Source organism: Vibrio iocasae, assembly GCF_042245395.1.
GTDB classification, from domain to species: domain Bacteria; phylum Pseudomonadota; class Gammaproteobacteria; order Enterobacterales; family Vibrionaceae; genus Vibrio; species Vibrio iocasae.
The window spans coordinates 1,804,865-1,831,233 of record NZ_CP145310.1; the positions used below are offsets into that span (position 1 = coordinate 1,804,865).

Consider the following 26,369-nt stretch of genomic DNA (forward strand, 5'->3'; position numbering starts at 1 on the left):
TAATAAATTTTGTATCTCACCATTCGCCCGTCTGTATGTTTGGGCGAATGGTTTTGTAGGGTTAATGAGTTTTGAATAAATCTTTTTGAATTAAACTTTTGGTACCTGCTGAGTAATGCAGTGAACGTTTCCGCCGCCAAGAAGGATTTCGCGAGCATCTACACCATTTACTTCATACCCAGGGTAAAGTCTTTCCAGAATCGCTTTCACTTCTGCGTCGTAACGCTCATCTAGAAGTGGCAGTACAATCTGGTTGTTAGTGATCAGGTAGTTTGCGTAAGATGCCGCCAGACGCTCACCTGCTTCACGTTCCATACCTTCTGCGATGTCGATACCCGCTGCTTCATGCTCTTTCATAAATAGCGGACCAGGCATTGGCAGTTTGTGAACCTTAATCTGACGACCTTTTGCGTCTTTCTGACTTGTTAGGTAGTCATATGCTTCACGGCTGATTTCATACTGAGGATCGTTTTCATCATCACACCATGTCAGTACAACTTCGCCTGGCTTAACAACATGGATGATGTTGTCAACGTGGCCATTAGTTTCATCGTTGTACAAACCGCGAGGTAGCCAGATGATCTTCTCAACATTCAGGTGATCGCAAAGTACTTCTGTCAGCTCTTCTTTGCTCAAGTCCGGGTTGCGGCTTTCGTGAAGCAGACACTCTTCTGTTGTATATAGCGTGCCTTCACCATCAACATGAATCGAACCACCTTCCAGCACGATTGGTGCTCTGTAGCGAGAGTCTGCTGTGACTTCACACATCTTCTGAGCAACCTGGTCATCGCGGTTCCATGGAGAGTACAGGCCGTCAACAAAGCCACCCCATGCGTTGAATTCCCAGTCAACACCACGACGTTCACCGTTGTCGTTCACTACATAGCTAGCACCAATGTCACGCATCCATGAATCATCTGTTACTGTCTCCAGAACACGAATGTTGTCTGGCAGACGCGATACTGCGTTGTCGTACTGGCCTGGGTTTACCAGCATAGTAACTGGTGTTGTTTTACTGATCTGCTTCGCAACTTCAACAAATACACGCTGAGCAGGTTTTGCACCGTCACGCCAGTTGTCTGTTCTTTCTGGCCATGCCATCCAAATTTCACTATGAGCTTCATGCTCACCTGGCATTCTGAATCCGTCTTGCTTCGGAGTGGTTTCTAGTAATTTTTTCATTTTATTTTCTCCAGTATTCTTAAGCTTCTTGATGCTCTTGAGGCTGTTCAGCTTGTTTTCTTTTTAGTGCGCCTAGCAGGATCCACTCACCAATTAAGATAGTTACGATGACACCGATGAGTACTGGGCCTGTGTAACCCCAATCTGCAATTTCAAGGTCTAGTGCTTCTGGGAAGATAAACAGTACTACCGCCTGGAAGATAACGAAGAAGCAGACAATAGACATAACCCACTGGGCACCGATACCACCAGGCACTTTGAATGGACGCTCACGGTCACCGTCAACCAAGCGTAGCTTCAGGTACGCTGGGAACATGAACAGATAAGGTAGTAGGAAAATACAGCTTGAGAATGCGAAGATAGACCAGAACAAGTCGTCGTTACCTTGCGCAAACAGAGCGTAAGACACGATTACTACTGTCGATACAATACCGGTGATGTTGTTTGCACCAACTGGAGAGCCTTTTTCAGACACTTTCGCTACAGGAGCAGGTAGTTCGCCTTCCTGAGCCGCTTCCGCTGCCGCACGGCTTGCACCCATTGTCCAGCTCACCATGTTGCCGATTAGAGTTAGCAGAGCGAACACACCGAACAGGTAAACCATCGCAGTACCCATAGGTCCGTCACCAAATAGAGTCTTGAAGGTATCAATCAGACCAGCAACAAGGCCGATGCTCTCTACTGGAAGCGCCATCAGGATGCCAACCGTACCGAAGATGTATAGGAATGCAGTGATACCAATAGATAGGAAGACGGCTTTCGGCATATCACGTACGTCTTTCATCTCTTTGGTCATGGTCGCAACCAGTTCAAAGCCCATTAGGTTGAACACGATTGCAGGAAGGAAAGCAACTGCCGAGTCTAGTGACGGAACCATTGCTGGTAGCGAGAACTCGTTTGCTACGCCATTTTTCATTGCGTAGACGAAGCCACCTACACCAAGAGTACCGATTACAATGATCTTTAAGATTGCACCAACGTTTGTTACCCATACACCGATATCTGCTGATACGTTACAGATCCAGACTGTGAACCAGGTAAGCGCCACACAAATGGCTATCTGGCCCCATAGAGATAGGTCCGGCATAAACAGCTCTGCAAACATACCCGCGAACATGATGTAAACCGCTGGCATCCATAGTCCTACGTTAATCCAGTAGAACCAGGTTGTTCTCACAGCCCATTTAAAGTTGAATGCTTCTTTTACCCAATCGTAAATACCACCGTCACCAGGGTAAGTTGTACTTAGTTCAGAAGTTATCAGCCCGTATGGAATTACAAAGAATACCAACATGACTAGCCACCAACCGATAGAGCTTACCCCTATGCTTGCTGACGCGGTTAATGTATCCACTACCAATACAGCACACAATGTAAACAGCGCTATACTGGTGACCCCCATTTTACCTGTTTGTTCGTTACTCATAGCGTAATCCTTATTAACTACTAAAAGTGTTCTTAGAAAGTAGGATTATTCTAATTAGGATTTTATGGGGTTTAGTTGACTTGAATAGAATATCGGCAGGTAGGTTATTAGGGACTTAAAAAACAGTATATAGCTAGCATACAAGGTCAGAATTAAATAAACCGGTTAAAAAATTGATTCTGATCATTTTATTACAGACAGAGTTAATATAGCGGAACAAATCTCTCTCAACCTAACTAAAAAAGCAATCACACCTTGATAAAAAACCGCCAGAACACGAACACAACTCACTGTTTTATATGAAAATAATATCAAAGCCCAATTTTAATAAGACATTAAAACTCAATATCGATCCTTGATTCACAAAATAGACTGGTTGTGTGACTGGAGTAGCAAGCAATACTAATTTTACCTCCAAAAAGTTGAATAATTGATTTTAGTCAATCGAAATAAGACACTTAGAATAAGATAAAATAAAAATCCGAAAAAAATAAAAAAGAGTGGTGATTTATTTCTTAATCACTACTCTTATATGAAAAGTATATAAGTAACCTAATTAATAGTAGATAAATTAATATCTCTTATATATTACAAACTCGTTTTTAGAACTCTTCGGCATCCAACATTATCAGGGTGCACTTTTCTACAACTTCAATCCCCTTCTCTTTAGCCTTAGAGAGCAGTTCCGGATTCTCTGTTCCTGGGTTAAAGATGATTCTTGATGGGCTAAGGTTCAAAATTGAATCAAGCATGAGTGCCTGACGCTCCGGACCAACATACAGCGTCAAAGTATGGACATCCCCCGTCACATCATCAGGTGATACCACCAGCTCAATACCTTCAAGATTTAAGTTCTTCTTCGGTGAAATTCCCACCTGATTATTGAAACCATTTGCTTTCAGCTTGTTATGAGCTTTAAAAGCATAACGTTCTGGTTTGTCTGATATCCCTAATATCGCTATACGCGCGCTGCTCTCTGTGTTCACAACTTTCCTCCACCCTACTTATAATTTTTTACGGTACTCGCCTTCGCTAATCATTTCAAACCCTACCCGCTTCAGATAACCAACATGATCAGGAGCCGTAGATTTTGCTATCAAAGTATTGATTCCCTTTTCCTTCATTACTTCAGGGTGAGACTCAAAACAGTAGTTAGCGATTTTCATATCCCGGTACTCAGGCGTCACGTAATCCAGAAGCACTGACATGGTTCCTTCATGATCCGTATTTCCGACCAGAACCCCGGCAATGCTGTTATTTCTCAACATATAAAACGCGGTATCGGCTTCATGAAGCTTATCCGCAGCAACCTGAAGTTCTACCTCTTTGCTGTATGATTCGATGAAATGGTTAAAGTACTCAGACTGAGTTGTAGTCGATATGAGTGTGAACTGTTCTTTGGTTGAAAATATCTTCCAAAGGAAATAGACATTGATGCCTGCAATCCCGAGATTCATAAACATCGTTGGGTAGGAATCAATAAAATAAGCGAACATCGCAAATAGAATACAGCCAATGAAGTTGATGACCCGAAGTTTCATAATAGATGTCATGGTCAACGACACTAATACGACCAATGAGGCCAGATAGCCAAACCACTCTACCCAGTCAAATTCCATTGTAACCTCCTGTTCTTTTTCTTTAAATTTTTGTCTTACACCAATCAATGTAGTCATACATGAGCAAATTTTCACGGTTTATCATGATTATATGGCAATGATTTTCCAGACCGTCATTTCTGCCTGACTCAGTATTGATAAAAACATAGCGGAAAACTAACCAACCAGGCGTTTACCCTGTAACCGACATGGGGACAAAATTCACCCCAACTTTTTTCCACAAAGGCCATACTATGTCGGCTTATCAAACTCTCTGTATTTTGTCTGGCTTTGCCATTCTCATCGCATTCATCAACAGCAAAATCGGCAAGATGCAATCTACTATCGCAATCACTGCGGGTTCAGTTTCTCTCTCTCTGCTTATCTTAATTGCAGGCCAGAGTGGCTGGTTTAACCTTACAGAAATTGCCTACCAAACTGTTGCCAGCCTCGATTTCGATGACTTGCTACTCAAAGGAATCCTAGGATTTCTGCTTTTTGCTGGCGGGCTTGGTATCAAACTGCCTCACCTTAAAGATCAGAAGTGGGAGATCGCCATTCTGGCATTATGTGCAACACTGTTCTCCACCTTCTTTATCGGCTTCGCATTGCACTACTTCTGTCAGCTTCTGGGCGTCGATTTTGCGTTGGTTTACTGTCTGTTATTCGGAGCACTAATATCGCCAACCGATCCCATTGCTGTTCTGGCAATAGTAAAAAAGCTTGATGCACCAAAACGCATTTCAATACAAGTTGAGGGAGAGTCCCTGTTTAACGACGGATTTGGTCTGGTTCTGTTCGTGACTCTATACACGGTAGCATTTGGTAATGAAGCTCCAACAGCAGAAAGTGTTATCCATCTCTTCACTCAGGAAGCGATAGGTGGTATCGCTTATGGCTTTGCTCTGGGGCTTGTTTTCCATCACCTGATATGTGCAACCAACGACCACTCTATGGAGCAGTTACTGACCATAGCCATTCCGACCGCTGGCTATGCTCTTGCCGAGCTACTGCATGTGTCCGGACCTCTCGCAATGGTGGTTTCAGGAATATTGATTGGTAATAAAACCCGTTATGTCGGACTTTCTCTAGAAAGTCAGGAACATCTGGACAAATTCTGGGAGCTTATCGATGAGTTTCTGAATGGAGTCTTGTTCCTGCTGATTGGTATGACAATGCTACTGTTTGAGTTTCACAAAGAGGACTGGATATTGATAGTGTTTTCGATTCCTTTGGTACTCAGCGCTCGTTACTTGAGTGTTTATCTCTCTTATCTGGGATTCAAGAGATACCGTAACTACAATCCGCACTCAGTAAAAATATTAACCTGGGGTGGTCTGCGAGGCGGACTTGCGCTAGCAATGGCACTTTCAATCCCTTCTGGTATTTGGGTTGTGCCGGATAAGTTGATAGATGTAAAAGAGGTGATTCTGGTAATGACTTATGCCGTAGTTGTTTTCTCGATTCTGGTGCAGGGCTCCACTATTACACCAATGATTGAAAAAGCGAAACAGGCTGAAAAAGCGCAGTAACCTAGTTAGCGTCAGCACTCTTTGTTGCTGGCGCTTCTCCAGACAGCTCAAGCTCCTTCTATACTTTTTGCTTAAACCACTGTACCACTTGCCCCAAAGTCTCATACCAGGCAACGGTAGTCTGATATAACATTTCACCGTCAGGTAAATAGTATCTCCAGCCTTTTTCTGATCCTCCATGACCTTTTATCCAGAATCCTGCTGGAGCAGCTCTAGGATATACGCCCTCCGCAAGGAAATACTTCATAGCTCGTTGCATAGAGTCTGCATTCGTGACCAGAATAGACTCTTTCTCACGTAACATCGGAGCAATGTAGTATGCTTCCTCTTCCGTATCTCGTCCCGAATGCTCAGTGATAACTTTATGCTCAGAAACACCTAACGATACCAAAGCTTGCTTCACTCTGGCTGCATTGCTTTTATTGAGGTCTTCTGAATAACCTGAGGTGATAATCGTTGCTTTTGGGTGTAAATGATGAATCCTTAAAGCCTCAACCACTCTTTCAAGAGAACAAACACCTAATTGAGTGGTAGCCGGTAACATATCATTTTCCGTATGGCGACACCCCAACACCACAATATAATCTATTTCAACATCTTGCTTAGTGTAAGCGGGATAGTCTTTCTCCAATTGATACATAAACTTATCGGAGACAGGAGGCAATGTAGCGAGCAACAACACTACCGTAGCTAATACAAGGAAACGAATACTTGTTCTGGGGCTTTTCCAGTGGAAGATAATCGCGAGTATCAGAAGAATGACAATCACATTAACCGGCATAATAAAAACAGAAATAATTTTCTTTAAACTGAACAGATCCATCGCTCACCATACTCGTTACTTCACTTTACAGATACGCACTTATATCTACTTCATCTATCTGCTCGGGTAGCAGGTACTCCTTTGCATACCTGAGATAAATCCCGCTGGTTAGAAACAGTTCAAACACTTGCGGATCAATATGTTCATTCTGTACGAACTCATAGAGAATATCGATTGCGACACTTAATGACTTCGCTTTTTTGTAGGGTCGATCATCTGCAGTAAGCGCTTCAAATACATCAGCAAGAACCAAAATCCGTTCACCAACAGAAAGATCTTCGGCTGACAACTTTCTCGGATACCCCGTCCCCTTAAGTGTTTCGTGGTGTGTGGAAGCAAATTTAGGTACGTTGGACAGCTCAGGAGGGAATGGAAGACCTTCCAGAATCTTGATAGTACTTACCGTATGCTCGTTAATTCTGAACCTTTCCTCAGCATTAAGCGTCCCTTTACGGGTTTTCAGGTTGTATAACTCTCCCTGATTATTCTGCCATTTCGGAGGCTCAAGTTTGATTTCGAATTTAGGATCGTACTTCGGCTCTCGCTCCCACGGAATAAGATGCTCAGGTTTATCCGCTAACAGATGTTCCGTTACAGGAAGCATTTCATCAAGCTCAGACAGGCGTTTCTCTTCAACCGGAGATAATCCTAATCTGTCGCTAAAGTGGCGCATCCAGGTTTTATTCGCAATGTCTTCTAACCTTTTGATACTGCTGTCATCCATCGCCTCACCACCAATATTACTGATCGCAACAAACTCATAATCAGCACGCAAAGCTTCAAATGCCCTGTCTAACTCTTTGTTATACACCTCTTTATTTTCTGGATGCTTAATGGTGTTTTCCAGACAGGCGATTTGTGCATCGCGCCACAGCACTTCAAATCGAGTACGGATTTCATGAATTCGATTATAACTCGACTCTAACTTGCTGCCCTTATCGACGACATGTTCTGGTGTCGTGATTTTGCCACAATCGTGCAACCATGCTGCCAGTTTGAACTCCCGGTATGAGTCTTTATCGTCTATTGAAAACTCACCAAATTTGTCATCTTTTAATTGGCTCGCCTCCTCTGCCATCATTAATCCAAGAACCGGGACCCGGTGGCAATGGCCTCCGGTATAAGGTGACTTATCATCAATCGCCTGAGCAATAAGCTCGACAAAGGAATCCATTAATTTCTGTTGCCTTAGCTCATGCTCTGCAATGGCTTCTGACATTTCCACCAGAGAAATACCAAGCTCATCGATTTCCTTAATAACAAACTCTCGCTTCTCCACCAGATCGTATTGTCGTCGCATAATTTTTTGGTTTTCCAGAGCCAGCATACGAATGGGTTTGACTATCGGATTCGCCAGTAACCAGCAAAACGGAATAACCAAAAGTATCACCGCTATGGTTATGCCCGTAGAAATGTAAACTTGCCTGCGGCTGTTTTGTAACACCTCATCAGTGCTGACCAAAATAGCGATAAATTGCTCACCGCTAGTATCAACCGGAGCGGTATAAACCAACCGACTTGTTCCTTTCAGAACGAGTTCTCTGGATAAAGGTTGGGCGTTGGCAGAGGATTTATCGGGCAATAGTTCCTTGTATGGCACCACTCTGGAGTTACTTTCTCCTGTCTGAAGGGAGCTTTTTAGCCACTTATCTTCCAGATAGTTTCTGTCTTCCTCAGGCAAATTCGCAAGTGCCATGTTAAACAATGCCATCAGCATCTTGTATTCCGGATGGAAAACGTACCGAAGAGAGGAATCAAACTTGGCCGGAGCTAAATCGATAGCCGGTTGCACCTTGAGTCCGGTTATATGATAAGTGTCCATGTTGTAGTTTAGTATCACCTCACTACCCAATGCGCCTATCGCTTTATTTTGCTGAACGGCCTGAAGGGCATGATAAATAGAACCAACTTCCAGAATCTTAATCTCCGGATAAGCCTGCCTGATTTCAGGAACGACCGACCATCCAGCTGGAATGGCAATGATTTTACCGATAAGCTCTTTCAAAGACAGGTAATCTCTTTCCCCTTCCTTTGTCGCCATTACCATCGTCATATCAAGCAACGGTTCTGAATAGAGCCCCCAGGATTTGTTTGTATCGGTTCTATAGACAGGTGTCAGAACTTCAATATGTCTTTCCTGAAACTGTTCAACCAGTTGCGACCACGATACGCCATTTACAAACTCTATCGAGAGACCAAGCCTGTCTGCGATTAACTGCGTGAGCTCAACAACGTAACCTCTTGGCTCTCCAGAAATGGAATAATCCATCGGGGCCCAGTCTCGCTCGTTTGATATACGAATCGTGTTCAGTCTATTAATGTAAGCTCTCTCTTCAATGGATAAGTTAAGAGGCGCTGCCTGACGTTTCTGATAAGACGTATTTATCGAGTTTGTTGCAACTAGATTTGTCGCAATTAGGGTGCCTTCACTGTCAAAGATATAGGCTTCGCTGCTGGCTAACACATTCCCCCTTGTCACTTCTTTCGATAAGAAATCGGAAAGTGTTGAGAGAGCAATATCGATAGCGATAACGGCATCAGAGCCTTCAAGCTTCATGGAATAGGTTTGCCCCGGAGCCTGAAGGTGTTGAAATAAATAGGGCTCGGTTTTATTTGCGCTGACGTCATCTGCTATTCGAAACCATGGGCGGGAGGAGGCGTTGTATTCTGTGGGCTCTGATTTTTTGTAGGTAGGACTGAAGTACTCATCCAACAAGACAGTTTCCCGGACGCGTTTATCATCAACATTCCGAACAACGATCTTGGCAAAGCGATCGGTAAGAGAAGCGCCTATCTGTGACCGAATAACCGGGCTGGATTCAAGATTGATCAACTCGTAAAAGTCACCATTTTGAAGCCCTATGTAGGCAGCATACAATGCGTTATTGTTGGTAAGCAGGTTTCTGAACAGTTCAAAGGTTGCCTGTTCGTCAAATATGCCATCTTCAATAAGCGATGAGTTTCTTGCGAGCAGTTCAACAGTATGCCCAGCCTTCCTATCGATACGAGCTATCTTATCTTTTGTTTCAACGGCTGCCTGATTGGCAGACTCCTCTACGGCTTGTCTCGCAATTTGGCTAGAAAAGTAATATTGAAGACCTATCGCTATTAATGCCGTTGCCAAAGTTCCTAACATAAATATGGCAACAACGGTGACTCTTATGGAAACTTTTCGTTTAACCTGATCGACCATCTGAACGTCCTGTAAAAATGTCCATCCCGGACATCTATCAAATTAGAGTTTTTATTTTTGATAGATTAATCTTAATACAATACAAGAAACCTGCTGAATTTATTGGATAAATGATGAGAATAGATGGATTAAAACCAGACCCGAGTGTTTGTCCGTTATGCGGACAAAAGAACGACTGCCTAAATCTGGGAGTCACAGATACTAAAAGAAGGTGTTGGTGCAACGATAGCGCTATCAAATTCTCTGAAGCGCTTCTTGCAAAGGTCCCAAAAAAACTTTTGGGAAAAGCCTGTATTTGTAGAGCCTGTGTATTGAGATATCAGGATAAGAACTCGGACTGAAATTACATTATGGATTCGTGACTGATGCAATATCTAAAGCAAATAAGATAACGCTATGTTTTATTTAAAATTCTAATAAATGAGTAACGTATGAATCTAAAACGTCTATTTGGGCTGGGACTGGTTGGGCTATCACTTCTATCTGGTAGCGCATTTTCGGCAGATTATCAGAGCGGTAATTATCCTCGTTTTTCGTATGCCAAACTTTTTTCTACTGGAGAAACGGTTAACGAAAAACCGAATATTGTTTTAGCAGCCATTGAAAATGGAGATGCTATTCCGCTGAAGTACGACCAAGCATTTCTAAGTGCCAAAAATTACCTGTTTCCTCAAAAATTTTATACCGATTCCTACACCGTTGATCGTGTCGCCAACAGACAGTTTGTAAATGCCATTGCCTCGCTGGTTAAAGAGTTTGCGTGTGCTGAATACCGTTTCCGGCGTCGATTACCAGAATCCGACCAATGTGCCGGGCATGTATTTGACCAAAACAAAAAAGAACATATGCCCTTTGTGTCTGGCCGCTATTTGGATTCAAGGATGGAACAAAACGCGGATGATAAAGCAAGCCGTGTGAGCTTTTACGCTTATCTACCAAGTGGAAATGAAACAAGTCTGGAGTCGGCATTTGGCAGCGTACATGAACTCGGCACCTTTTTCGGTCGGTTTGCACACAGGCAAAGCTTGATCCTGAGTGTTAATATTCAGGCTTACTGGTTGGATTCCGATCTATTCCGCAAAGAGAAGATCAATGAGAGTCCGCTTACCTACTTCATCGTTCTGCCTAAAGCCATTGATATCTCAAAGCAAGGCAGTGAAAGAGCAGCGGCAGAGTTTGCCGTCAATAATGCTCAGATACTGATTCTGGGCCGATAACTGATTCAGTGTCGGTAGATATTACTCCCCCATAAAACGAAAGCGCCATTTCAGGCGCTTTCGTCATTGTCATCAACGAGAGCTAACCCTATACCGGCTATCAAGCTCACTCACGCCAAGGCCACTCTTTTTCATAACTTTAAGCTGTACCGGAATACGCTCTTTCATCGCTTCGATGTGACTGATTACTCCAATCATTTTTCCCGACGCGTTCAGGCTGTCCAATGCATCGAGAGCCAGATCCAAGGTTTCTGCATCCAAAGTACCGAAACCTTCATCAAGGAACAACGAGTCAATACTGGTTTTATGACTCACCAGATCAGACAGGCCAAGCGCGAGAGCGAGGCTTACCAGAAAGCTTTCACCACCAGACAGTGTTTTGGTATCACGTACTACGTCACCCTGCCAGGTATCCAGAACCGCCAGCTCTAATCCTTCCCCGGAACCACGTTGCAGCTCGTATCTACCGTGCAGACGAGTGAGCTGTTTATTTGCTAAGTAGACAAGATTATCCAGTGTCAGACCCTGTGCAAACTTCCGGAACTTATTACCATCCGCAGACCCTATCAGGGAGTTCAGGTATTGAAGATCGTCATAGACCTCGCGATAGGCTTCTATCTCTTCAAACAACGCTTTTTGTCCTTCTCTGCGCTGCTTGTCAGATTCCAGCTCATTTTCTACTTCGCCTAGACGTTTGGTTGTCTCTTCTAAGGTTTTCGCCGTCTCAATACTCTGCTCTTTAACCTCATCAATCGTAGTTTCCTGATACTCTCTGGACTGAGGGACTGCCATCAAGCGTTCTAGTTCTTTTGATGTCGATTCAACCAGCGTTTTGGCTTTTTCAATAGCTGACTCTAAGCACTGCTTCTGTTCTGTTAGCTGTTGTTTCTCTTCAGTTTCAAGTAACGCAGCTTCAAAGTCCGATACTGAGTCGAACTGGCTGCCTATTAAAGCAATATTCCACTCTTCAAGCCGCTCTTCAGCATTCTTAGTTAACTCGTTTACCGATGATTCAAGGGTTTTTGTTTCCCCAGAGACAGCTTTTACATCACCCTGCGCTTGCGTAAATAACTTCTGTGCTTCATTGAACTCAGATTCGGTTTGTTTAAGCTGGCTCTGGCTTCTCTCCCTTTCTTGCTGCGGATTTTTATCACCGAACAAAGCAGAACGTGTTTCACTAGCGTTTGCCATGGACTTGTTGGTTGCGTCCAGTTTTTGTCCCAGCTCATCAAGCTGTTTTGTCAGGTCGCTGATACGAGCTTCTGATGCACTGACGGACTCAACCAACGCTGATTTCTGAGGCATCAACTCATTGCGTTTTGCTTCCATTTCTTGCCAGCGCGTAAGATGGTCCTGTTTGTCCGCAATCCATTCTGAGAGTTCACCTTCAGGGTTAAATCCTTGCTCGATGATCTGCTTTTGTAGCTGCTCAAGTAAGTTCTTTTGCTCAACGACAGCAGTATGTAAACGTTGTTCCATTGATTTCAGCGTATGACTTTCATGCTCCACTTGCTGACGCTGAAGTTGCAGTTCATTCCCTGCTTTTTGAGATTCCTGAGTCGCTAACTGAGACTCTTCTTTCAAGCGACCCAGTTTTTCTCTTAGCTCTCGGTATAAAGTAAATAACTCGGTTTTTGCTATTCTTTGTTGTTCCAGGTTCTGTACAAAAGTGGTAAATGCTGGCTGGTCATCGATGGATGCCATACATTGAATCAAAGGTGACTTCTCCTGCCATTTCGAGTTGAGAAGCTCTAACTCCGATTCAGAGCGCTTGAGACGCTTCTCTTCTTCGCTGATTCGATTTGCAAGCGAATCCAGATTTATCTTGGACTCTTTGCCTTTTGCTTCGATCTCTCTTAGCTCGATTTCCGCCTTTTGCTTTTTCTCCAGCTCTTCAGATACGTTAACTTCATTACCTTGCTCAATCAGAGGGTGGTCATGGGATCCACAAAGCGGACAAGCCTCACCAGACTGAAGTTCTGCGCGATACTGGGTTAGCAATGCTTCCTGACTCACTAGCTTATCCAGCACTTTTATGTAATCAGACTGCTTCTTGTAGCTCTCTCTGAGTTTAGTGACATCAGTCTGAGTAGTAAGCAAAGTCTCATTCAATTGCCTGATTTGCGTCTGTTTCTCTGAGGTTTCTTTTTGCAGGTTCAACCACTGGTTTTGATAAAGTTGCAGTTCATGAGTTAAAGCCTGTTTCTGATTGAGTTCCTGCAACTGCATTTCCAAACCATCCAACTCAACGGGAACATCAGACTGACTCTCTGATGCCTTTGCTTTCAATGCCTCTAGCTCATGTTCTGCTGTAGCGAGTTCTGCCTGCTTATGCGTAAGGCGTTGTACCGCGTCCCTGTTTTTTGTTTCAGAGTCAGATATCGTATGTTGCTTTTGTTCCAGAAGCTTTTTTTGATTTTGCGTCTGATACTTGAGGTCTTCAGCCTGTTGGTGTGCTCTGTCGATTTGAGATAGCTGCTCTTTCCACTTCTGCAAGCTACCCGATAAGGCACTGTCTGCTCTGTTTTCATCCAGATAGGTCTGAATCTCTTTCAGGCTGGTTTCTACTTGCTTGAGTTGAGCTGAGTTATCACCATGCAGTGTTTTGCTCTGAACAAGTTCATTGTCCAACCCAGATTTTTGTTGGGTAAGATCCTTGACTCCTTGATGAAGTCCTTTGATTTCGATATCAAGTGGCAGAACTTTGTTGTTTAACAGTTCTTCAAGCTCAGCATGAGTGAGTCTCATTTCCTGATATGCCTTTGAAAGCACACCTACACTCTGCTCCGACTCCTCTGCTCGCAATTGAAGAGCCACCGCAGATTTCTGTTTTTCACTCAGCTTCTCTTTCTCAGCACTGAGTTGCGTGTTTGCTAGCTGAAGCATCGTATAAGGTGCTCTCAGCTTGTCTGCGGGCTCACTGTTCGCCAGTTTCTCTAACTGAGGCTTAGCCTTATCAAACTCACCATGCGCATGCTCCAAATCAAGCGAGAAATGGTGTTTATCATGCTGTGATTTGGTGACTTTCTCCCACCAACTGAGATGAGCGGCCTGAGCCTCAGATTGCGTTTTCTGATCCGTTTGTTTTTTCAGCGTATCTGCTCGCTCTTGCTCTAACTCCTGAATAGCCTCTGCTGTTAATAGCTGAACACCCTGCGCTTTCGCTTCTAATTCAGCCATCGTGAGCTTGGCCTGATTAAAACGCTCATATACCTTGGCTGAGATCAGGCTGTAAATTTCTGTGCCTGTCAGTTCTTCCAATAGCTCTGCGCGCTCAGATTCTTTGGCATTTAGGAAAGCCGCAAATTGGCCCTGAGAGAGCAACATAGACTTGGTAAAGCGTCCAAAATCCAGTCCGGTAATGCTTTCAACCAGTTCGGATTTTTTCTTTACTTGATTCGCAAGGACTTTACCTGATTCAACCTCAGCCAGTTCGACTTGTGCTGCCTGCAAATTACCATCAACTTTCCCACGAGAACGGCGCATGCTCCAGAATGCCCGATAGGCTTTACCCTTAACCTCAAACTCCACCTCCGATTCACAGTCGGCGGTGCCCCGAGTCATCAGTTCATTGGTTGACGCTGAGATATTCTCCAGCCTTGGTGTCTTGTGATAAAGGCCAACACATATCGCATCTAAAATCGTCGTTTTACCAGCACCCGTTGGCCCGGTAATGGCAAACAATCCGTTCTCAGAAAAGGGGGACTGAGTGAAATCTATCTTCCACTCGCCTTTGAGTGAGTTTAGGTTTTTAAATCGAAGGCTAAGAATCTTCATTACTCTTCTCCTCCTACTTCTACATCGTGCACGATTTCATGGAAGGTCTGTGTAATTCGCTTTACTCGTAGCTTCTCTTCATCCGACTCAAATAACTCATTCGCCAGCCGGCGATCAAACACTTCTATTGCTGAAAGTTCAGAAAGGGTTTCGTTCTGATTACTGTTCATCGATAAACTCTGAACACCACGCTCGCGCTGCAACTGAATCACTTCCACGTTCATACCTTCCGTCATCGCCTGCACCCTTTGCTGAAGATCGGAAAGAAAGTCCTGCACCCGAACAACAATCGAAAGCCAGATCGTTTCTTCAGTATCGGAAAGGTCTTTCAGTTGCGTTTCTATCTCGGCCAAATCCCCTTTCAGCACTTGCATCTTTTGGAACATAGGAACATCGACCGGCTTTATAGATGCTGACTGTGATTCTTCAAACTCAACGACTACAACCTGTTTTTGAGATTTGAGCTCGTCAAAGCTGAGAGGAATCGGTGAACCGCTATAACGAATATACTCTTTCTTCGCCACTAACTGTGGGCGATGAATGTGGCCTAGAGCGATATAATCGGCAGGAGGAAAACCGTCAGCAGAGAACCCTTCCAATGTCCCGATATAGATATCCCGTTCAGAATCTGTTTTCGTTACGCCAAGCGCGGTGAGATGGCCGGTAGCAATAATTGGCACATCAAGTTGGTGCTCTTCTCGGTAAGACAAAGCGTATTCGTATAAGCTGTGGTAATGACCTTTTATTGCGTCACCCAGCTGTTTCTGTTTTTCCGATCCTGAATCACCAGCGAAGCTTTGCAATACATCTCGCGCCCGGATAAAAGGCACTGCACATAGAAGTGCCCCAGCTTTTCCATCGTCTTTATCTAATACGATCAACTGCTCTTCTAATTGATCTGAAGTATTGGAAACCACATGTGTGTTCAAACAAGAGAGCAGTTGTTTTGATTCATTAAGCGTCGAGACTGAGTCATGATTTCCACCCAGTACCACTAAGGTGCAATTCAGGGCATTCAAATCAACAACAAACTGGTTATACATTTCGCGTGCGTAACTCGGAGGTGTACCCGTATCAAACACATCTCCCGCAATAATCACTGCGTTGATCTTTTCAGACTTCACCAGCGCAAGTAGCCAGGCAATAAATGCCTGATGTTCGGATTTTCTACTCTTGGTGAAAAAACTTTGCCCCAGGTGCCAGTCGGAAGTATGAAGGATACGCATAATATATAAGTTACTGATAACTCGGTTTATTGGATAGTTAGGCTGATTGTGCCATATTAGGTAGGTAGCTAATAGCAAATAAACCCAAACTAAGATAAAGAATAAGGAAGTTCTATGTCGGAAAGACAACGCGATGTCACTTTACGTTTTCTAGCTGAACCCGGAGACGTCAACTTCGGAGGTAAGGTTCACGGTGGCGCGGTAATGAAGTGGATCGACTTAGCCGCCTACGCCTGCTCCGCTGGTTGGAGCGGTAAATATTGTATTACCGCATATGCCGGCGGTATCCGTTTTGTGGCACCAATTCATGTGGGTAATCTAGTCGAAGTTAGTGCCAAGGTTATCTATACGGGCAGTTCGTCCATGCATATCGCGATTGATGTTCAGGCCAGCGATCCAAAAGAACTCAACAAGTCTCTAACCACGCACTGTATTGTCATTATGGTCGCGGTGGATGGCAACGGTAAGCCCACGAAAGTGCCCGAGTGGGTTCCTGAATCTGAAGAAGATATTAAGCTGCGCGATTCTGCAATTAAACTGATGAATATGCGTAAAGAGATTGGTGAAGAGATGGAGATGCATGTCAAAATGCTGAAGTAATCTCGAAAGCAAAGGAAGGCATCATGTTACAGCTGACTCTTTTGAGACACGCCAAATCAAGCTGGGATCATCCGGGGTTGGATGATTTCTTACGCCCTCTCAATGGCCGTGGGTATAGGCAAGGTGAAAATCTTTCTGAACACTTTCCCTTGGATATAGACGTTATCTGGTGCTCTCCTTCTGTCCGTACTTACACAACAGCGCAATGTTTAATACAGGATCGACCAGAATTACAAGACAAACTTGTATTGGTTGATTCTGTCTATGAAGCAAGCACAGAAGACCTCCTTCACGCTCTTAGAAGTGGTTGTGATTTCAAACATATTGCGATGATCGGACACAACCCAGGGATAGAGCTTTTGGCGAGTCATCTCTGTGGGCAAACTATCACATTTAAAACCGCACACAGAGCCTTGCTCAATATTAATAGTGAGAGCTGGAAATCAATAAGCTACGGAAACGCAGAACTAGTCAGTATCTGGAGACCAGAAGTTTGACTAGTTCTCTTAGCAGACAAACTGTCTAACTCGAGCCGGCATCAACATACGGCTCGAGTACAATCATTTAGTCGTTGTCACGATGAGCAGTGTAGTGGTAATCAACATCTACGGCTGCACGATAAAGAACTTCACCACGGTTCTTGGAAAACTCTTCCACCGTTACTTCAGTTTTGTCTACATCGATATTGTGAGCACTGGTTTTGCTTGTCGATAGGTTCCATCTTAGCTGGCTATCGGACATGGTATTTAAGCTCTCAACCATATCGAAGCCAGAGTTATAGGCTTGTTCCTGAGAACTAAAACCTTCTGTTCTTATCGTTCTGTGGTCATAAAACGTGTCGTTTGCAGCAAAAGCAGTCGTTGAAACCAATAGTGCAGTAGCAAGAATCGTTAGATTTTTCATAGAAACCTCACCTGAATAAACATCTTTTTCATATTGATAGATTTTGTTTTTCCGAACCCGTATTCGAGTTCATGTATTCATAATGAGCGCTTACTGCACACTCGTACAGTAAAAAGTTATAAATTAATATATTCATGAATCTGATGATCTTCATCACGCTATTTTTCAATGAGATATACTGAGTATTTATTTTTTGCGTTTATGTTATTTTTTGAATTTATATCACCCAAATAAATGAAAAATTGAGATAAAAGAGCTGCGTGCTGTAATTTTTCTTTAACGATCTTTTGCTCTAATGCTACCTGTCAGTTGCTTCAATGATAAGAACCGTGCAAACACCAACCACACTAAACAATAAAACGATCAGTAACCCAGATGCTGTCGAGTATCAGTGGGTAAGAACTATGTATGTGGAAGGGTATAAAAGCGATGAAATAAACCGCTATATCCAGGCCTGTTTCGGTGGCGATGAGATTTTTGTAGACCTTTTTAGAAAAGTAGCCCTGCATGAAGAGAGCATTTACGTATTGATGCAATATGTAGGATGTGCGCCATCTAGTAAAGAGTTCTGATTCCGTACTTAAGCGTAATGCTTTGAGGTTTGCTGGGTGTGCTCGGTGGAATGAGCATGCTAAAAGATGAAGCATGATTCATCTATTTAAACTCATTGTGCGGCTCATGTAAGCGAGTATTCCCAGTAAGCCTCTAATTCAGTATCTCCAATTAGCACACCCAGTAAACCTATATTCACTCCAAGCATTTTTCTCGCTATGTGGGATGTCCATCTACAAATAAAAAGCCCGGGTGTTTCAGCCCGGGCTTTGGTAACAAAACTATTAGATTCCTAACAGCCAGCTATGCTTACCTAATTGTTTGTTGTCGCTTAACCTGTCGGCGGCCAAACCAGTATTAGTTAAGGGACAGACAAAATGAGCGGCCATTGGCCGCTCTTATTATTTTTATCCTTTCACACCGCCCGCGGTGAGGCCACCCACCAGCCAGCGCTGCGCTAATAAGAATACTGCGGTTATAGGTAGTGCAGATAGTACCGCTGCCGCCGCGAAATCACCCCATAGATAGTTCTGAGGATATAGATACTGCTGCATACCTACTGCTAGCGTATACTTGTCTACGTCAGATAGCAACAGAGATGCTACAGGAACTTCACCTACCACACCGATAAAGGACAGAATAAATACTACCGCCAGAATTGGTACCGACAGTGGAAGCAGTACCAAACGGAACGCCTGCCATGGTGTCGCACCATCCAGTGCCGCAGCTTCTTCCAAAGAGCCATCGATAGTTTCAAAGTAACCTTTGATTGTCCAAACGTGCAGTGCGATACCACCCAGGTAGGAGAATATCAGACCACCGTGGGTGTTCAGACCCAGGAATGGTATGTACTGACCTAACTTGTCAAACAGTGCGTACATCGCAACCAGAGCAAGTACTGCCGGGAACATCTGGAAAATCATCATCGCTTTTAGAATGGTGCTCTTGCCACCGAACTTCATACGAGCAAAGGCGTATGCCGAGGTAGTAGACAGAGCCACAATTAGTATGGATGAAATACCAGCAACCTTAACAGAGTTCCACAACCAGGTTAGAACCGGGAATGGAGGAGGCGTTACCGTGCCATCCGCATTAGTTACCGAGAAACCTAAAGCAAGCTTCCAGTGTTCCAGAGATGGATTCTCTGGAATCAGGCTACCCGTTGCAAAGTTACCCTCACGGAACGAGATAGCGATAATCATCAGCATCGGGAAGATGATAAGTGACAGGAATACCCATAGAGCAATATGAGTAGCCCACACACGGTATTTCAGGCCTTTACCTTGTACCATTGCCATAATATTACTCCTTAATCCTGCTCAAGTTTTGTGAAGCGTAAGTTTAGTAGCGCTAGAGCACCAACCAACAGGAAGATAAGCGTTGCGATTGCACTTGCCAGACCGAAGTCCTGACCACCGCCACCTTCGAATGCAATACGGTAGGTATAACTTACAAGCAAGTCTGTGTAACCAGCAGGCTCAGAAGTACCGATCATGTTCGGACCACCGTTTGTCAGCAGGTAAATCATTACAAAGTTGTTGAAGTTAAACGCAAAGCTCGCAATCAGAAGCGGAGTCAGAGGCTTAATCATCAGTGGAACTGTAATCTTCATAAAGTTCTGGAACGGACCTGCACCATCAATCGCCGATGCTTCGTATAGGTCATCCGGAATCGCCTTAAGCAGACCCATACATAGAATCATCATGTAAGGGAAACCAAGCCAGGTGTTTACAATCAGCACCATAGCACGAGCCATTACAGGGTCAGAGAACCATGCCGGGCTGATGCCAAACATCGCTTCCAATACCATGTTGATCTCACCAAAGCTCTGGTTAAACAAACCTTTAAAGATCAGGATAGAGATAAATGCCGGAACCGCGTAAGGAAGAATCAATAGCACTCGGTATATTGCACGGCCTTTCAGCTCTTCCCACTGAACAACACTTGCTAGCACCAGGCCAATCACCAGCGTGAACAATACTGTTAAAGCAGAGAACACAATCGTCCAAATGAAGATGCCGATAAATGGCTCTTTGATACCTTCATCCTGCCAGACACGCTCAAAGTTGGCAGTATCAACCGATACGACAAAACCAGGAGAAACCGTATTTCCGTAGAACGCACCATTTTCGTCAACGCGCTGGTAGTAACCGACTTCCATATTCGGTTTCAGCAACTCATTGGTCTCATTGTTCAATAGAGACTCGCCATCTTCTTGTAACGTATACAATGGCTGAACAGCTGCGAATTTACGAAGACCACTCATACGAATGGTGTCGCCATCCTGCATATGAAGGTCAATAGTACTTAGGCTAGGACGATTCTTGATGATCGCTTTGATTGCCTCTTTCTCACCATCAACAGATGCAACTGGCATTAGATCCAAGTCTGCAACGGCTGATCCAAGAATAAATTCTTCAGTTGCCAGAGTCTGATCACCATCCACAACGACTAGGCGGTGACCGTTATCAGTCTTGTACAGATTAAACGGATAGCTATCGCCACTCTGGAACGTTCTGTCCATTAATACTGACTGAGCTCGCTCAAAAGAGAGCTGATTTTTGGCACTGTAGTTAGTGAAGGCAAGACTCACCGTATAAAAAAGAGGGAATAGGATGAAAAGAATCATCCCTGCGATACCTGGGTAGATATAGCGTTGAGCGTATGTCTTCTTACTACCGAAAATATAAAGTGCCAGAGCGGTTAAGACGAGAGTAAGCAACGCGAACGCTGTCTCACCGCGCGAATACATCAAAACCGTGGCATAACCATTTACAATGCCCACCGTGGCCAGTGTCGCCCACTTGATAAAAGCGGTCTTGCTGGAAGGCATTGTGGATGAAGCTAAAGCACCTGTACCTTGAACTGACTGCATAAAGAAACCTGCTAGCGGAATATAAAAACTAAGGAGGGGTCACCCCCTCCCCAAAAGGATTTGTTCAGGGCTAAGCCTGTGAGCTTAACCCTGGGGAGTTATTTATTACTTAGTCATCTGCTTTTCTGCATCTGCAAGCGCTGCATCTACAGTTTGACGACCGTCAACGATGTTTACGATAGAGTTCTTAGCTGCACCCCAGAATGCACCCATCTGTGGGATGTTAGGCATGATCTCACCGTTCATCGCGTTGTCCATTGTTGCTGCGATGCGCTGATCTGAATCTAGTTCACGCTGGAAAGAGTTAAGAGCAACAGCACCTAGTGGCTTGTCGTCATTTACTTTGCGTAGACCTTCGTTAGTCAGTAGGTAGTTCTCAATGAACTCTACCGCTAGATCCTGGTTTGGAGACGCAGTGCTGATACCAGCAGTTAGTACACCAACGAATGGCTTAGAAGACTGACCATTGAACTTAGGCAGAGTAGTTACACCGTAGTTGATACCTGCTTTCTCAACGTTACCCCAAGACCAAGGACCGTTGATAGTCATCGCTACGTTACCTTTAGTGAACTCAGACTCAGATACAGAGTAGTCCATGTCAGGAGAGATGATCTTCTTATCAATCAGACCTTTAACGAAGTTCATAGAACCTTTAACACCAGCGTTGTTGATACCAGCATCTTTCGTGTCATAGCCGTTTGCAGTGTACTTGAATGCGTAACCGCCATCAGCAGCCATTAGAGGCCATGTGAAGTACGGTTCTTTCAGGTTCCACATGATTGCAGACTTGCCATCTTTCTGAAGGTTAGCGTGTAGCGCTTCAACTTCTTCCCAGTTCTTAGGTGGGTTTGGCACTAGGTCTTTGTTGTAGATTAGAGATAGAGACTCAACCGCTACAGGATAACCAATTAGCTTGCCATCATACTTAACCGCGTCCCATGCGAAATCTACGATACCTTCTTTGATTTCTTTAGAAGGTTTAACTTCTGCAAGAAGACCTGCTTCTGCGTAACCACCGAAACGGTCGTGTGCCCAGAATACGATGTCAGGACCATCACCAGTTGCAGCAGTCTGAGGGAACTTGTCCTGAAGTGCGTCTGGGTGAGCAACAGTTACCTTGATACCTGTGTCTTCTTCAAACTGCTTACCTACTTCAGCAAGACCGTTGTAGCCTTTGTCGCCGTTTATCCAGATTGTCAGTTGACCTTCTTCGATCGCAGCGTTTGCGCTTAGCGAACCTAAAGCAGCCATAGTACAAACAGCAATCGTGCTTAGGGCTTTTTTCATGTTTATATCCTTTTTTTATTTGATGATGTAGGGCTATCCACCGGGTAAGCCATATTTCGATGACTATAATCTATAAAATGGGCACCCATATCATCATCCCAGTTTCTACGCCCCTGTTATTATGGAATAGTTTCGTGATCTTCATCGCCAAGCGCTAGAGATCAAAATCACAAAACGAGCAATTAACGTGATCAAAAACACACATTGGGGCCCGTTTTTTTTGAACTTGATCTTACTTTGCGTTTCTACACCCCTGATACCTCCTCCCCCCCTACTCCCCCCGCAAATAATTTAATCGGGAGGATGTATAGAAGACTCAGATCGCTGAAACTGCATACATCCAAGAGTGGATGGTAAGAACCCTTTCAGCGTTGTACCAGGTGAATAGCCTCACTTGTACAATAAATCGCTGGCTTGCAATGCCGAGTGGGTTGGTAATCATCAGTTGTTCGCATATTGGTATTTATTTACGGGGGAAGCGAACAATTTGGTGTGGGGGAATACTGACCTACCATTGGCTTTGATGGGTGATGGATACCTGACATAAAGGCATCACCCATTTCTTTTTTCCATCACGTTTGGCGAATGAATAGAGTTTGATTATTTTTCAAAATTTGTAAGTCTGATGTCACTTTCTTAAAAGTCATTCAGTTTTGAAAAATAAACATCCCCTAATCTGTTTCCTATTGATACTGGTCACAATACAATTGTTTGTGGTAAGTACTTATAAAAATTAAATCGAGGACAAGCTACATGGCGAGCGTCACGTTAAAGAATGTATGTAAAGCTTATGACGACGTACTAATTTCAAAGAATGTCGATCTTGAGATCAAAGAAGGCGAGTTTGTTGTTTTCGTTGGTCCATCTGGCTGTGGTAAATCTACGCTTCTACGCTGTATTGCCGGTCTTGAAGATATTACTTCAGGTGACCTGTACATCGGTGATGAACGTATGAACGATGTTGAACCATCAAAACGTCGTGTAGGTATGGTGTTCCAGTCATACGCACTTTACCCTCACCTTAATCTTTACGACAACATGTCGTTCGGTCTTAAGCTAGCGAAAGCAGACAAAGGTGAAGTCGACAAACGTGTCTCTCATGCAGCTGAAATTCTTCAGCTTGGTCACCTGCTAGAGCGTCAGCCAAAAGCACTTTCTGGTGGTCAGCGTCAGCGTGTCGCTATCGGTCGTACACTTGTTTCTCAACCAGATGTATTCCTTCTGGATGAACCGCTATCAAACCTTGATGCGGCACTTCGTGTAAACATGCGTAGTGAAATCACCAAACTGCAGCGTCAGCTAGGCTGTACCATGATCTACGTAACGCACGATCAGGTAGAAGCGATGACAATGGCAGACAAAATTGTTGTTCTTGATGCAGGCTGGGTATCTCAGGTTGGTCGCCCGCTAGAACTTTACCATTACCCAATTAACCGCTTCGTCGCTGGCTTTATCGGTTCACCGAAGATGAACTTCATGAGTGTTCAGATCGAAGATGTTGAAAACGAGCGCGTACTGGTTCAGCTTTCTAACGGTGAAACATTCTGGATTCCAGTAGATGGTAAGACAGTGAACAAAGGCGAGCGTATGTCTTTGGGTATCCGTCCAGAGCACTTGCTGACTGCCGATGATGCAGACGCGGCTATCGAAGGTGACGTACAAATCGTTGAGAAACTCGGTAACGAGACTCAGGTTTACCTACATCTTGATGGTGCAGATGCAGATGTTATCTACCGTGTGCCAGATACCATCCCGGTAGAGCCAGGTGATAAGTTCCGTATCGGTCTGGCAGCACACCGTTGTCACCTATTCCACAGCGATGGCACTGCTTGCCGCCGTCTGTTCCGCGAAAATGGTGTCGACTACGATCAGATGCTGGAAGATCAGAAGTAACAGCAACTTCTCGAACAAAAAATTTAGCCCTCTTGTTGGCATGCAACAAGAGGGCTTTTTGTTGAATCCTGTGGTGTCAAAAACCTAAGTCAGTTGAGTACCCCATCGGAACCAACGGTATACTCCATATGACCTCCCTGAGCGTCGTAGACAATCGTTAATGGACACTCTGTTTTGTTTATACTGTAGCTGAGTGAAGAGCCGTGCGAGACGGTACTGGACAATCGGCTACCCGATTCCGTCATAATCTTTAGCATACCCTGGCTATTATCAGAGGTGATAAAAAGATGAACCTGCTGATTCAGGGCAGAACAGTCGATAACTATTCCTTTATTCTCAATCATTTTCATATCCTGTCAGCCGTGAAACGGTAGCGCCAACTTGTTTTATAAACTATTGGCCGACTCTTAATTATAGTTAAGATTTTAGGGCTGAGGATTATATGAGATATGTTGCAAAAAAGAAGATAGTTATATGTGGTTATTTTTCAAATGGATAAGTATTAATTAATACTAAAGTTTAGGGATAAATACGTACAAAAGTATTATCTACGATCTATTCGATAATATTCTCTTTTACCCAGATCAGAGCCTGAAGACGATTTCTGGCGTTTATTTTTTTGAAGACGTTATGAAGGTGAGTTTTTACGGTATTTTCGCTAACGAACAGCTTGTCTGCTATCTGGGTATTTGAATCGCCATTGCCAAGTAAAGTGATGATTTGTTGCTCTCGCTTGGTTAGCTTATTTAGCCCTGGAGACGGCTTCACCTTGTTCTTCTGGCGATAGAACATAATATACTCTTGCGCCAGTTTACGGCTAAACCAGAGCTCACCCTGAAGGATTTTATCAACGCCCTGAATCAGCATATCGATATCATCGGAAACATAAAATACGCCATTCAAATTAGACCAGGCCATTAATTGGCTAATATTAGTGTCGTCAGGACAGTTAATCAGCACTTCTGCAGCGTGATTGAAATAGAGGTTACGACAGGTATGGTAGATTTCTCTCTTCTCTTGAGAGAAGTGGCTTAAATCGACGATAACGGTATCAGCAATAATGTCTCTATGAGTAGCCATCTCATCAGACAAATGATTTACAGAAAAAAGACTGATATGAACATCCAGTTTCTCTTCCAATGTATCTTTCAACATTGAACTCTGCATGCTGCTTTCTGTAATGATCGCTATTTCGCGAATGTCATTGTGATCCATCATAATCGTGTTACGCTTCCCGGCCCTAATTCTATAGTTAATAGTGAAGAGGCATAAATAAGCATATCAGAGTTTATATGGAACAATGTTCATCTTAGATGCGTTTTCGCTAATATATTCAAGGCTTCTAATAAATGAGAAGAATTGAATCTGATTTTTAATAACTCAGATTTTCTGCATTTTAAATCACGATTTTGGCGAATATTGAGAAAACCCCATATCTAGTACATAAACTATCGTTTTAGTATCAGCATATAGAATTAAGTACTTAAATAAACTTGACCTTCGAAACATTCACAAAAACACGCGTTAGTTATTTTTGATATAAAGAATATAAATGAGAATAAATCAGATATGCCTTATCACTTGATATTTACTCAAAACGCCTTACTCTACTGAGTTCAATCAGTTCATACTGGCGGTATCTGTTGGTGAACTACGACGAGTTTACACCGCTTTTTTTTCTTTCTTGCCGTTGTTATCACTTTCAACCGCAAGCTATGTCTATGCAAAATCCACCGGATGTACTAGAGCTCTTAAGCTTGTAAGAGAGTAAATATGAAAATAAAGCTGAGAAAGTGGCTAAAAGAGTTGGTGAGTATTCTGATTATCCTCACCATTGTGTCTATTGCGCTTGATTATTATCGCAGCTTCAATATGCCTAAAGGAAATGTACCAGCTCTGATAACAGAGACTCTGGATGGTCAACGCGTTGATCTGGTTGAAATGAGCCAAGAGCAACCAGTTATTCTCTATTTCTGGGCAACCTGGTGTGGCCCCTGCAAAGTAGTGAGCCCGACAGTTAATCAATTTGCGGAGAACTCAAACGTGGTCACTATTGCTCTTTCCTCAGGGCCTGACGAAAAAGTAGAGCGCTATCTGGAAACCAAAGACTACCAGTTTCCAGTCGTTAACGACATTAACGGCAAAATTAGCCAGCGTTGGAATGTTCAGATAACGCCAACCATCGTCATTATAAATAAGGGCGAAATCAAATCCATCACCACAGGTATCACCTCTCCGGTTGGCCTGTGGATTAGAACGCTGTTAGCGTAACAGCGCTTAAGGAA

General features: G+C 43.7%; 22 protein-coding genes. 8 read left to right on the plus strand and 14 right to left on the minus strand.

Features of this window, described 5'->3' with window-relative positions:
* Positions 1-90: 90 nt before the first annotated feature.
* The 4 genes from aguA to SNR28_RS08090 all read right to left on the minus strand — a co-directional run bounded on the left by aguA (position 91) and on the right by SNR28_RS08090 (position 4,227).
* The gene (gene aguA / locus SNR28_RS08075; protein WP_375748698.1) at positions 91-1,182 is read right to left on the minus strand and encodes an agmatine deiminase; all 1,092 of its coding nucleotides are present in this window, start codon (positions 1,180-1,182) and stop codon (positions 91-93) included.
* Positions 1,183-1,201: 19 nt separating this feature from the next.
* Positions 1,202-2,608: an APC family permease gene (locus SNR28_RS08080; RefSeq protein WP_375748699.1), complete on the minus strand. Its 1,407-nt coding sequence runs from the start codon at positions 2,606-2,608 to the stop codon at positions 1,202-1,204.
* Between the two features lie 602 nt (positions 2,609-3,210).
* The gene (locus SNR28_RS08085) at positions 3,211-3,594 is read right to left on the minus strand and encodes a CoA-binding protein (protein ID WP_375748700.1); all 384 of its coding nucleotides are present in this window, start codon (positions 3,592-3,594) and stop codon (positions 3,211-3,213) included.
* Positions 3,595-3,612: 18 nt separating this feature from the next.
* Positions 3,613-4,227 (minus strand): hypothetical protein, encoded by a 615-nt coding sequence (locus SNR28_RS08090; protein ID WP_375748701.1) that lies wholly within the window; start codon positions 4,225-4,227, stop codon positions 3,613-3,615.
* Positions 4,228-4,460: 233 nt separating this feature from the next.
* On the opposite strand from SNR28_RS08090, the gene SNR28_RS08095 reads away from it, so the two are divergent.
* Positions 4,461-5,738, plus strand: coding sequence for a cation:proton antiporter (locus SNR28_RS08095; RefSeq protein WP_375748702.1), 1,278 nt, complete (start codon positions 4,461-4,463; stop codon positions 5,736-5,738).
* A gap of 58 nt (positions 5,739-5,796) precedes the next feature.
* On the opposite strand, the gene SNR28_RS08100 is transcribed toward SNR28_RS08095, so the two are convergent.
* Positions 5,797-6,561: an ElyC/SanA/YdcF family protein gene (locus tag SNR28_RS08100; RefSeq protein ID WP_375748703.1), complete on the minus strand. Its 765-nt coding sequence runs from the start codon at positions 6,559-6,561 to the stop codon at positions 5,797-5,799.
* A gap of 25 nt (positions 6,562-6,586) precedes the next feature.
* On the minus strand, positions 6,587-9,754 hold the full coding sequence (locus SNR28_RS08105) for an HD domain-containing phosphohydrolase (protein ID WP_375748704.1): 3,168 nt from the start codon (positions 9,752-9,754) through the stop codon (positions 6,587-6,589).
* Positions 9,755-9,867: 113 nt separating this feature from the next.
* Between SNR28_RS08105 and SNR28_RS08110 the strand changes: the two genes are divergently transcribed.
* Both SNR28_RS08110 and SNR28_RS08115 read left to right on the plus strand, forming a co-directional pair.
* A complete protein-coding gene (locus SNR28_RS08110) occupies positions 9,868-10,095 on the plus strand; it encodes a cysteine-rich CWC family protein (protein ID WP_375749918.1) in 228 nt (75 codons plus the stop codon).
* A gap of 90 nt (positions 10,096-10,185) precedes the next feature.
* Entirely contained in the window at positions 10,186-10,971 is a 786-nt protein-coding gene (locus tag SNR28_RS08115; RefSeq protein WP_375748705.1) for a hypothetical protein, read from the plus strand.
* A gap of 72 nt (positions 10,972-11,043) precedes the next feature.
* Here the strand turns inward: SNR28_RS08115 and SNR28_RS08120 are convergent, their stop codons facing one another.
* Positions 11,044-14,748 (minus strand): SbcC/MukB-like Walker B domain-containing protein, encoded by a 3,705-nt coding sequence (locus SNR28_RS08120; RefSeq protein WP_375748706.1) that lies wholly within the window; start codon positions 14,746-14,748, stop codon positions 11,044-11,046.
* A complete protein-coding gene (gene sbcD, locus SNR28_RS08125) occupies positions 14,748-15,974 on the minus strand; it encodes an exonuclease subunit SbcD (RefSeq protein ID WP_375748707.1) in 1,227 nt (408 codons plus the stop codon). The genes SNR28_RS08120 and sbcD overlap by 1 nt, the downstream gene beginning before the upstream one ends.
* Before the next feature lie 114 nt (positions 15,975-16,088).
* Here sbcD and SNR28_RS08130 point away from each other — a divergent pair, with 114 nt between their 5' ends.
* Positions 16,089-16,574, plus strand: coding sequence for an acyl-CoA thioesterase (locus SNR28_RS08130; RefSeq protein ID WP_375748708.1), 486 nt, complete (start codon positions 16,089-16,091; stop codon positions 16,572-16,574).
* 23 nt (positions 16,575-16,597) lie between these two features.
* Positions 16,598-17,071, plus strand: coding sequence for a histidine phosphatase family protein (locus SNR28_RS08135; RefSeq protein ID WP_375748709.1), 474 nt, complete (start codon positions 16,598-16,600; stop codon positions 17,069-17,071).
* Between the two features lie 67 nt (positions 17,072-17,138).
* Here SNR28_RS08135 and SNR28_RS08140 read toward each other — a convergent pair whose 3' ends face one another.
* The gene (locus SNR28_RS08140) at positions 17,139-17,477 is read right to left on the minus strand and encodes a DUF3316 domain-containing protein (protein ID WP_375748710.1); all 339 of its coding nucleotides are present in this window, start codon (positions 17,475-17,477) and stop codon (positions 17,139-17,141) included.
* Positions 17,478-17,794: 317 nt separating this feature from the next.
* Here SNR28_RS08140 and SNR28_RS08145 point away from each other — a divergent pair, with 317 nt between their 5' ends.
* Positions 17,795-18,049 carry a hypothetical protein gene (locus tag SNR28_RS08145; RefSeq protein ID WP_375748711.1) on the plus strand — a complete coding sequence of 85 codons (255 nt, stop codon included), beginning with the start codon at positions 17,795-17,797 and terminating at the stop codon, positions 18,047-18,049.
* A gap of 387 nt (positions 18,050-18,436) precedes the next feature.
* Here the strand turns inward: SNR28_RS08145 and malG are convergent, their stop codons facing one another.
* The 3 genes from malG to malE all read right to left on the minus strand — a co-directional run bounded on the left by malG (position 18,437) and on the right by malE (position 22,191).
* The gene (gene malG, locus SNR28_RS08150; protein WP_375748712.1) at positions 18,437-19,327 is read right to left on the minus strand and encodes a maltose ABC transporter permease MalG; all 891 of its coding nucleotides are present in this window, start codon (positions 19,325-19,327) and stop codon (positions 18,437-18,439) included.
* Positions 19,328-19,338: 11 nt separating this feature from the next.
* Positions 19,339-20,904 carry a maltose ABC transporter permease MalF gene (malF, locus tag SNR28_RS08155; RefSeq protein ID WP_375748713.1) on the minus strand — a complete coding sequence of 522 codons (1,566 nt, stop codon included), beginning with the start codon at positions 20,902-20,904 and terminating at the stop codon, positions 19,339-19,341.
* A 105-nt stretch (positions 20,905-21,009) separates the two neighbouring features.
* Positions 21,010-22,191, minus strand: a complete 1,182-nt coding sequence (gene malE / locus SNR28_RS08160) for a maltose/maltodextrin ABC transporter substrate-binding protein MalE (protein ID WP_375748714.1) — start codon at positions 22,189-22,191, stop codon at positions 21,010-21,012.
* Between the two features lie 753 nt (positions 22,192-22,944).
* On the opposite strand from malE, the gene malK reads away from it, so the two are divergent.
* Positions 22,945-24,084 carry a maltose/maltodextrin ABC transporter ATP-binding protein MalK gene (gene malK / locus SNR28_RS08165; RefSeq protein WP_375748715.1) on the plus strand — a complete coding sequence of 380 codons (1,140 nt, stop codon included), beginning with the start codon at positions 22,945-22,947 and terminating at the stop codon, positions 24,082-24,084.
* A gap of 89 nt (positions 24,085-24,173) precedes the next feature.
* Here malK and SNR28_RS08170 read toward each other — a convergent pair whose 3' ends face one another.
* Both SNR28_RS08170 and SNR28_RS08175 read right to left on the minus strand, forming a co-directional pair.
* Positions 24,174-24,428, minus strand: coding sequence for a hypothetical protein (locus SNR28_RS08170; RefSeq protein WP_375748716.1), 255 nt, complete (start codon positions 24,426-24,428; stop codon positions 24,174-24,176).
* 211 nt (positions 24,429-24,639) lie between these two features.
* The gene (locus tag SNR28_RS08175) at positions 24,640-25,302 is read right to left on the minus strand and encodes a LuxR C-terminal-related transcriptional regulator (RefSeq protein ID WP_375748717.1); all 663 of its coding nucleotides are present in this window, start codon (positions 25,300-25,302) and stop codon (positions 24,640-24,642) included.
* Between the two features lie 555 nt (positions 25,303-25,857).
* Between SNR28_RS08175 and SNR28_RS08180 the strand changes: the two genes are divergently transcribed.
* Positions 25,858-26,355, plus strand: a complete 498-nt coding sequence (locus tag SNR28_RS08180; protein ID WP_375748718.1) for a protein disulfide oxidoreductase — start codon at positions 25,858-25,860, stop codon at positions 26,353-26,355.
* The last annotated feature ends 14 nt before the right edge of the window (positions 26,356-26,369 follow it).

Bases quoted from the DNA above. Each gene is read 5' to 3' on its own strand.
- aguA (WP_375748698.1), bottom strand. From the start codon at position 1,182: ATGAAAAAATTACTAGAAACCACTCCGAAGCAAGACGGATTCAGAATG.
- SNR28_RS08080 (WP_375748699.1), bottom strand. From the start codon at position 2,608: ATGAGTAACGAACAAACAGGTAAAATGGGGGTCACCAGTATAGCGCTG.
- SNR28_RS08090 (WP_375748701.1), bottom strand. From the start codon at position 4,227: ATGGAATTTGACTGGGTAGAGTGGTTTGGCTATCTGGCCTCATTGGTC.
- SNR28_RS08095 (WP_375748702.1), top strand. From the start codon at position 4,461: ATGTCGGCTTATCAAACTCTCTGTATTTTGTCTGGCTTTGCCATTCTC.
- SNR28_RS08100 (WP_375748703.1), bottom strand. From the start codon at position 6,561: ATGGATCTGTTCAGTTTAAAGAAAATTATTTCTGTTTTTATTATGCCG.
- SNR28_RS08105 (WP_375748704.1), bottom strand. From the start codon at position 9,754: ATGGTCGATCAGGTTAAACGAAAAGTTTCCATAAGAGTCACCGTTGTT.
- SNR28_RS08110 (WP_375749918.1), top strand. From the start codon at position 9,868: ATGAGAATAGATGGATTAAAACCAGACCCGAGTGTTTGTCCGTTATGC.
- SNR28_RS08115 (WP_375748705.1), top strand. From the start codon at position 10,186: ATGAATCTAAAACGTCTATTTGGGCTGGGACTGGTTGGGCTATCACTT.
- SNR28_RS08120 (WP_375748706.1), bottom strand. From the start codon at position 14,748: ATGAAGATTCTTAGCCTTCGATTTAAAAACCTAAACTCACTCAAAGGC.
- sbcD (WP_375748707.1), bottom strand. From the start codon at position 15,974: ATGCGTATCCTTCATACTTCCGACTGGCACCTGGGGCAAAGTTTTTTC.
- SNR28_RS08130 (WP_375748708.1), top strand. From the start codon at position 16,089: ATGTCGGAAAGACAACGCGATGTCACTTTACGTTTTCTAGCTGAACCC.
- SNR28_RS08135 (WP_375748709.1), top strand. From the start codon at position 16,598: ATGTTACAGCTGACTCTTTTGAGACACGCCAAATCAAGCTGGGATCAT.
- SNR28_RS08140 (WP_375748710.1), bottom strand. From the start codon at position 17,477: ATGAAAAATCTAACGATTCTTGCTACTGCACTATTGGTTTCAACGACT.
- SNR28_RS08145 (WP_375748711.1), top strand. From the start codon at position 17,795: ATGATAAGAACCGTGCAAACACCAACCACACTAAACAATAAAACGATC.
- malG (WP_375748712.1), bottom strand. From the start codon at position 19,327: ATGGCAATGGTACAAGGTAAAGGCCTGAAATACCGTGTGTGGGCTACT.
- malF (WP_375748713.1), bottom strand. From the start codon at position 20,904: ATGCAGTCAGTTCAAGGTACAGGTGCTTTAGCTTCATCCACAATGCCT.
- malE (WP_375748714.1), bottom strand. From the start codon at position 22,191: ATGAAAAAAGCCCTAAGCACGATTGCTGTTTGTACTATGGCTGCTTTA.
- malK (WP_375748715.1), top strand. From the start codon at position 22,945: ATGGCGAGCGTCACGTTAAAGAATGTATGTAAAGCTTATGACGACGTA.
- SNR28_RS08170 (WP_375748716.1), bottom strand. From the start codon at position 24,428: ATGATTGAGAATAAAGGAATAGTTATCGACTGTTCTGCCCTGAATCAG.
- SNR28_RS08175 (WP_375748717.1), bottom strand. From the start codon at position 25,302: ATGATGGATCACAATGACATTCGCGAAATAGCGATCATTACAGAAAGC.
- SNR28_RS08180 (WP_375748718.1), top strand. From the start codon at position 25,858: ATGAAAATAAAGCTGAGAAAGTGGCTAAAAGAGTTGGTGAGTATTCTG.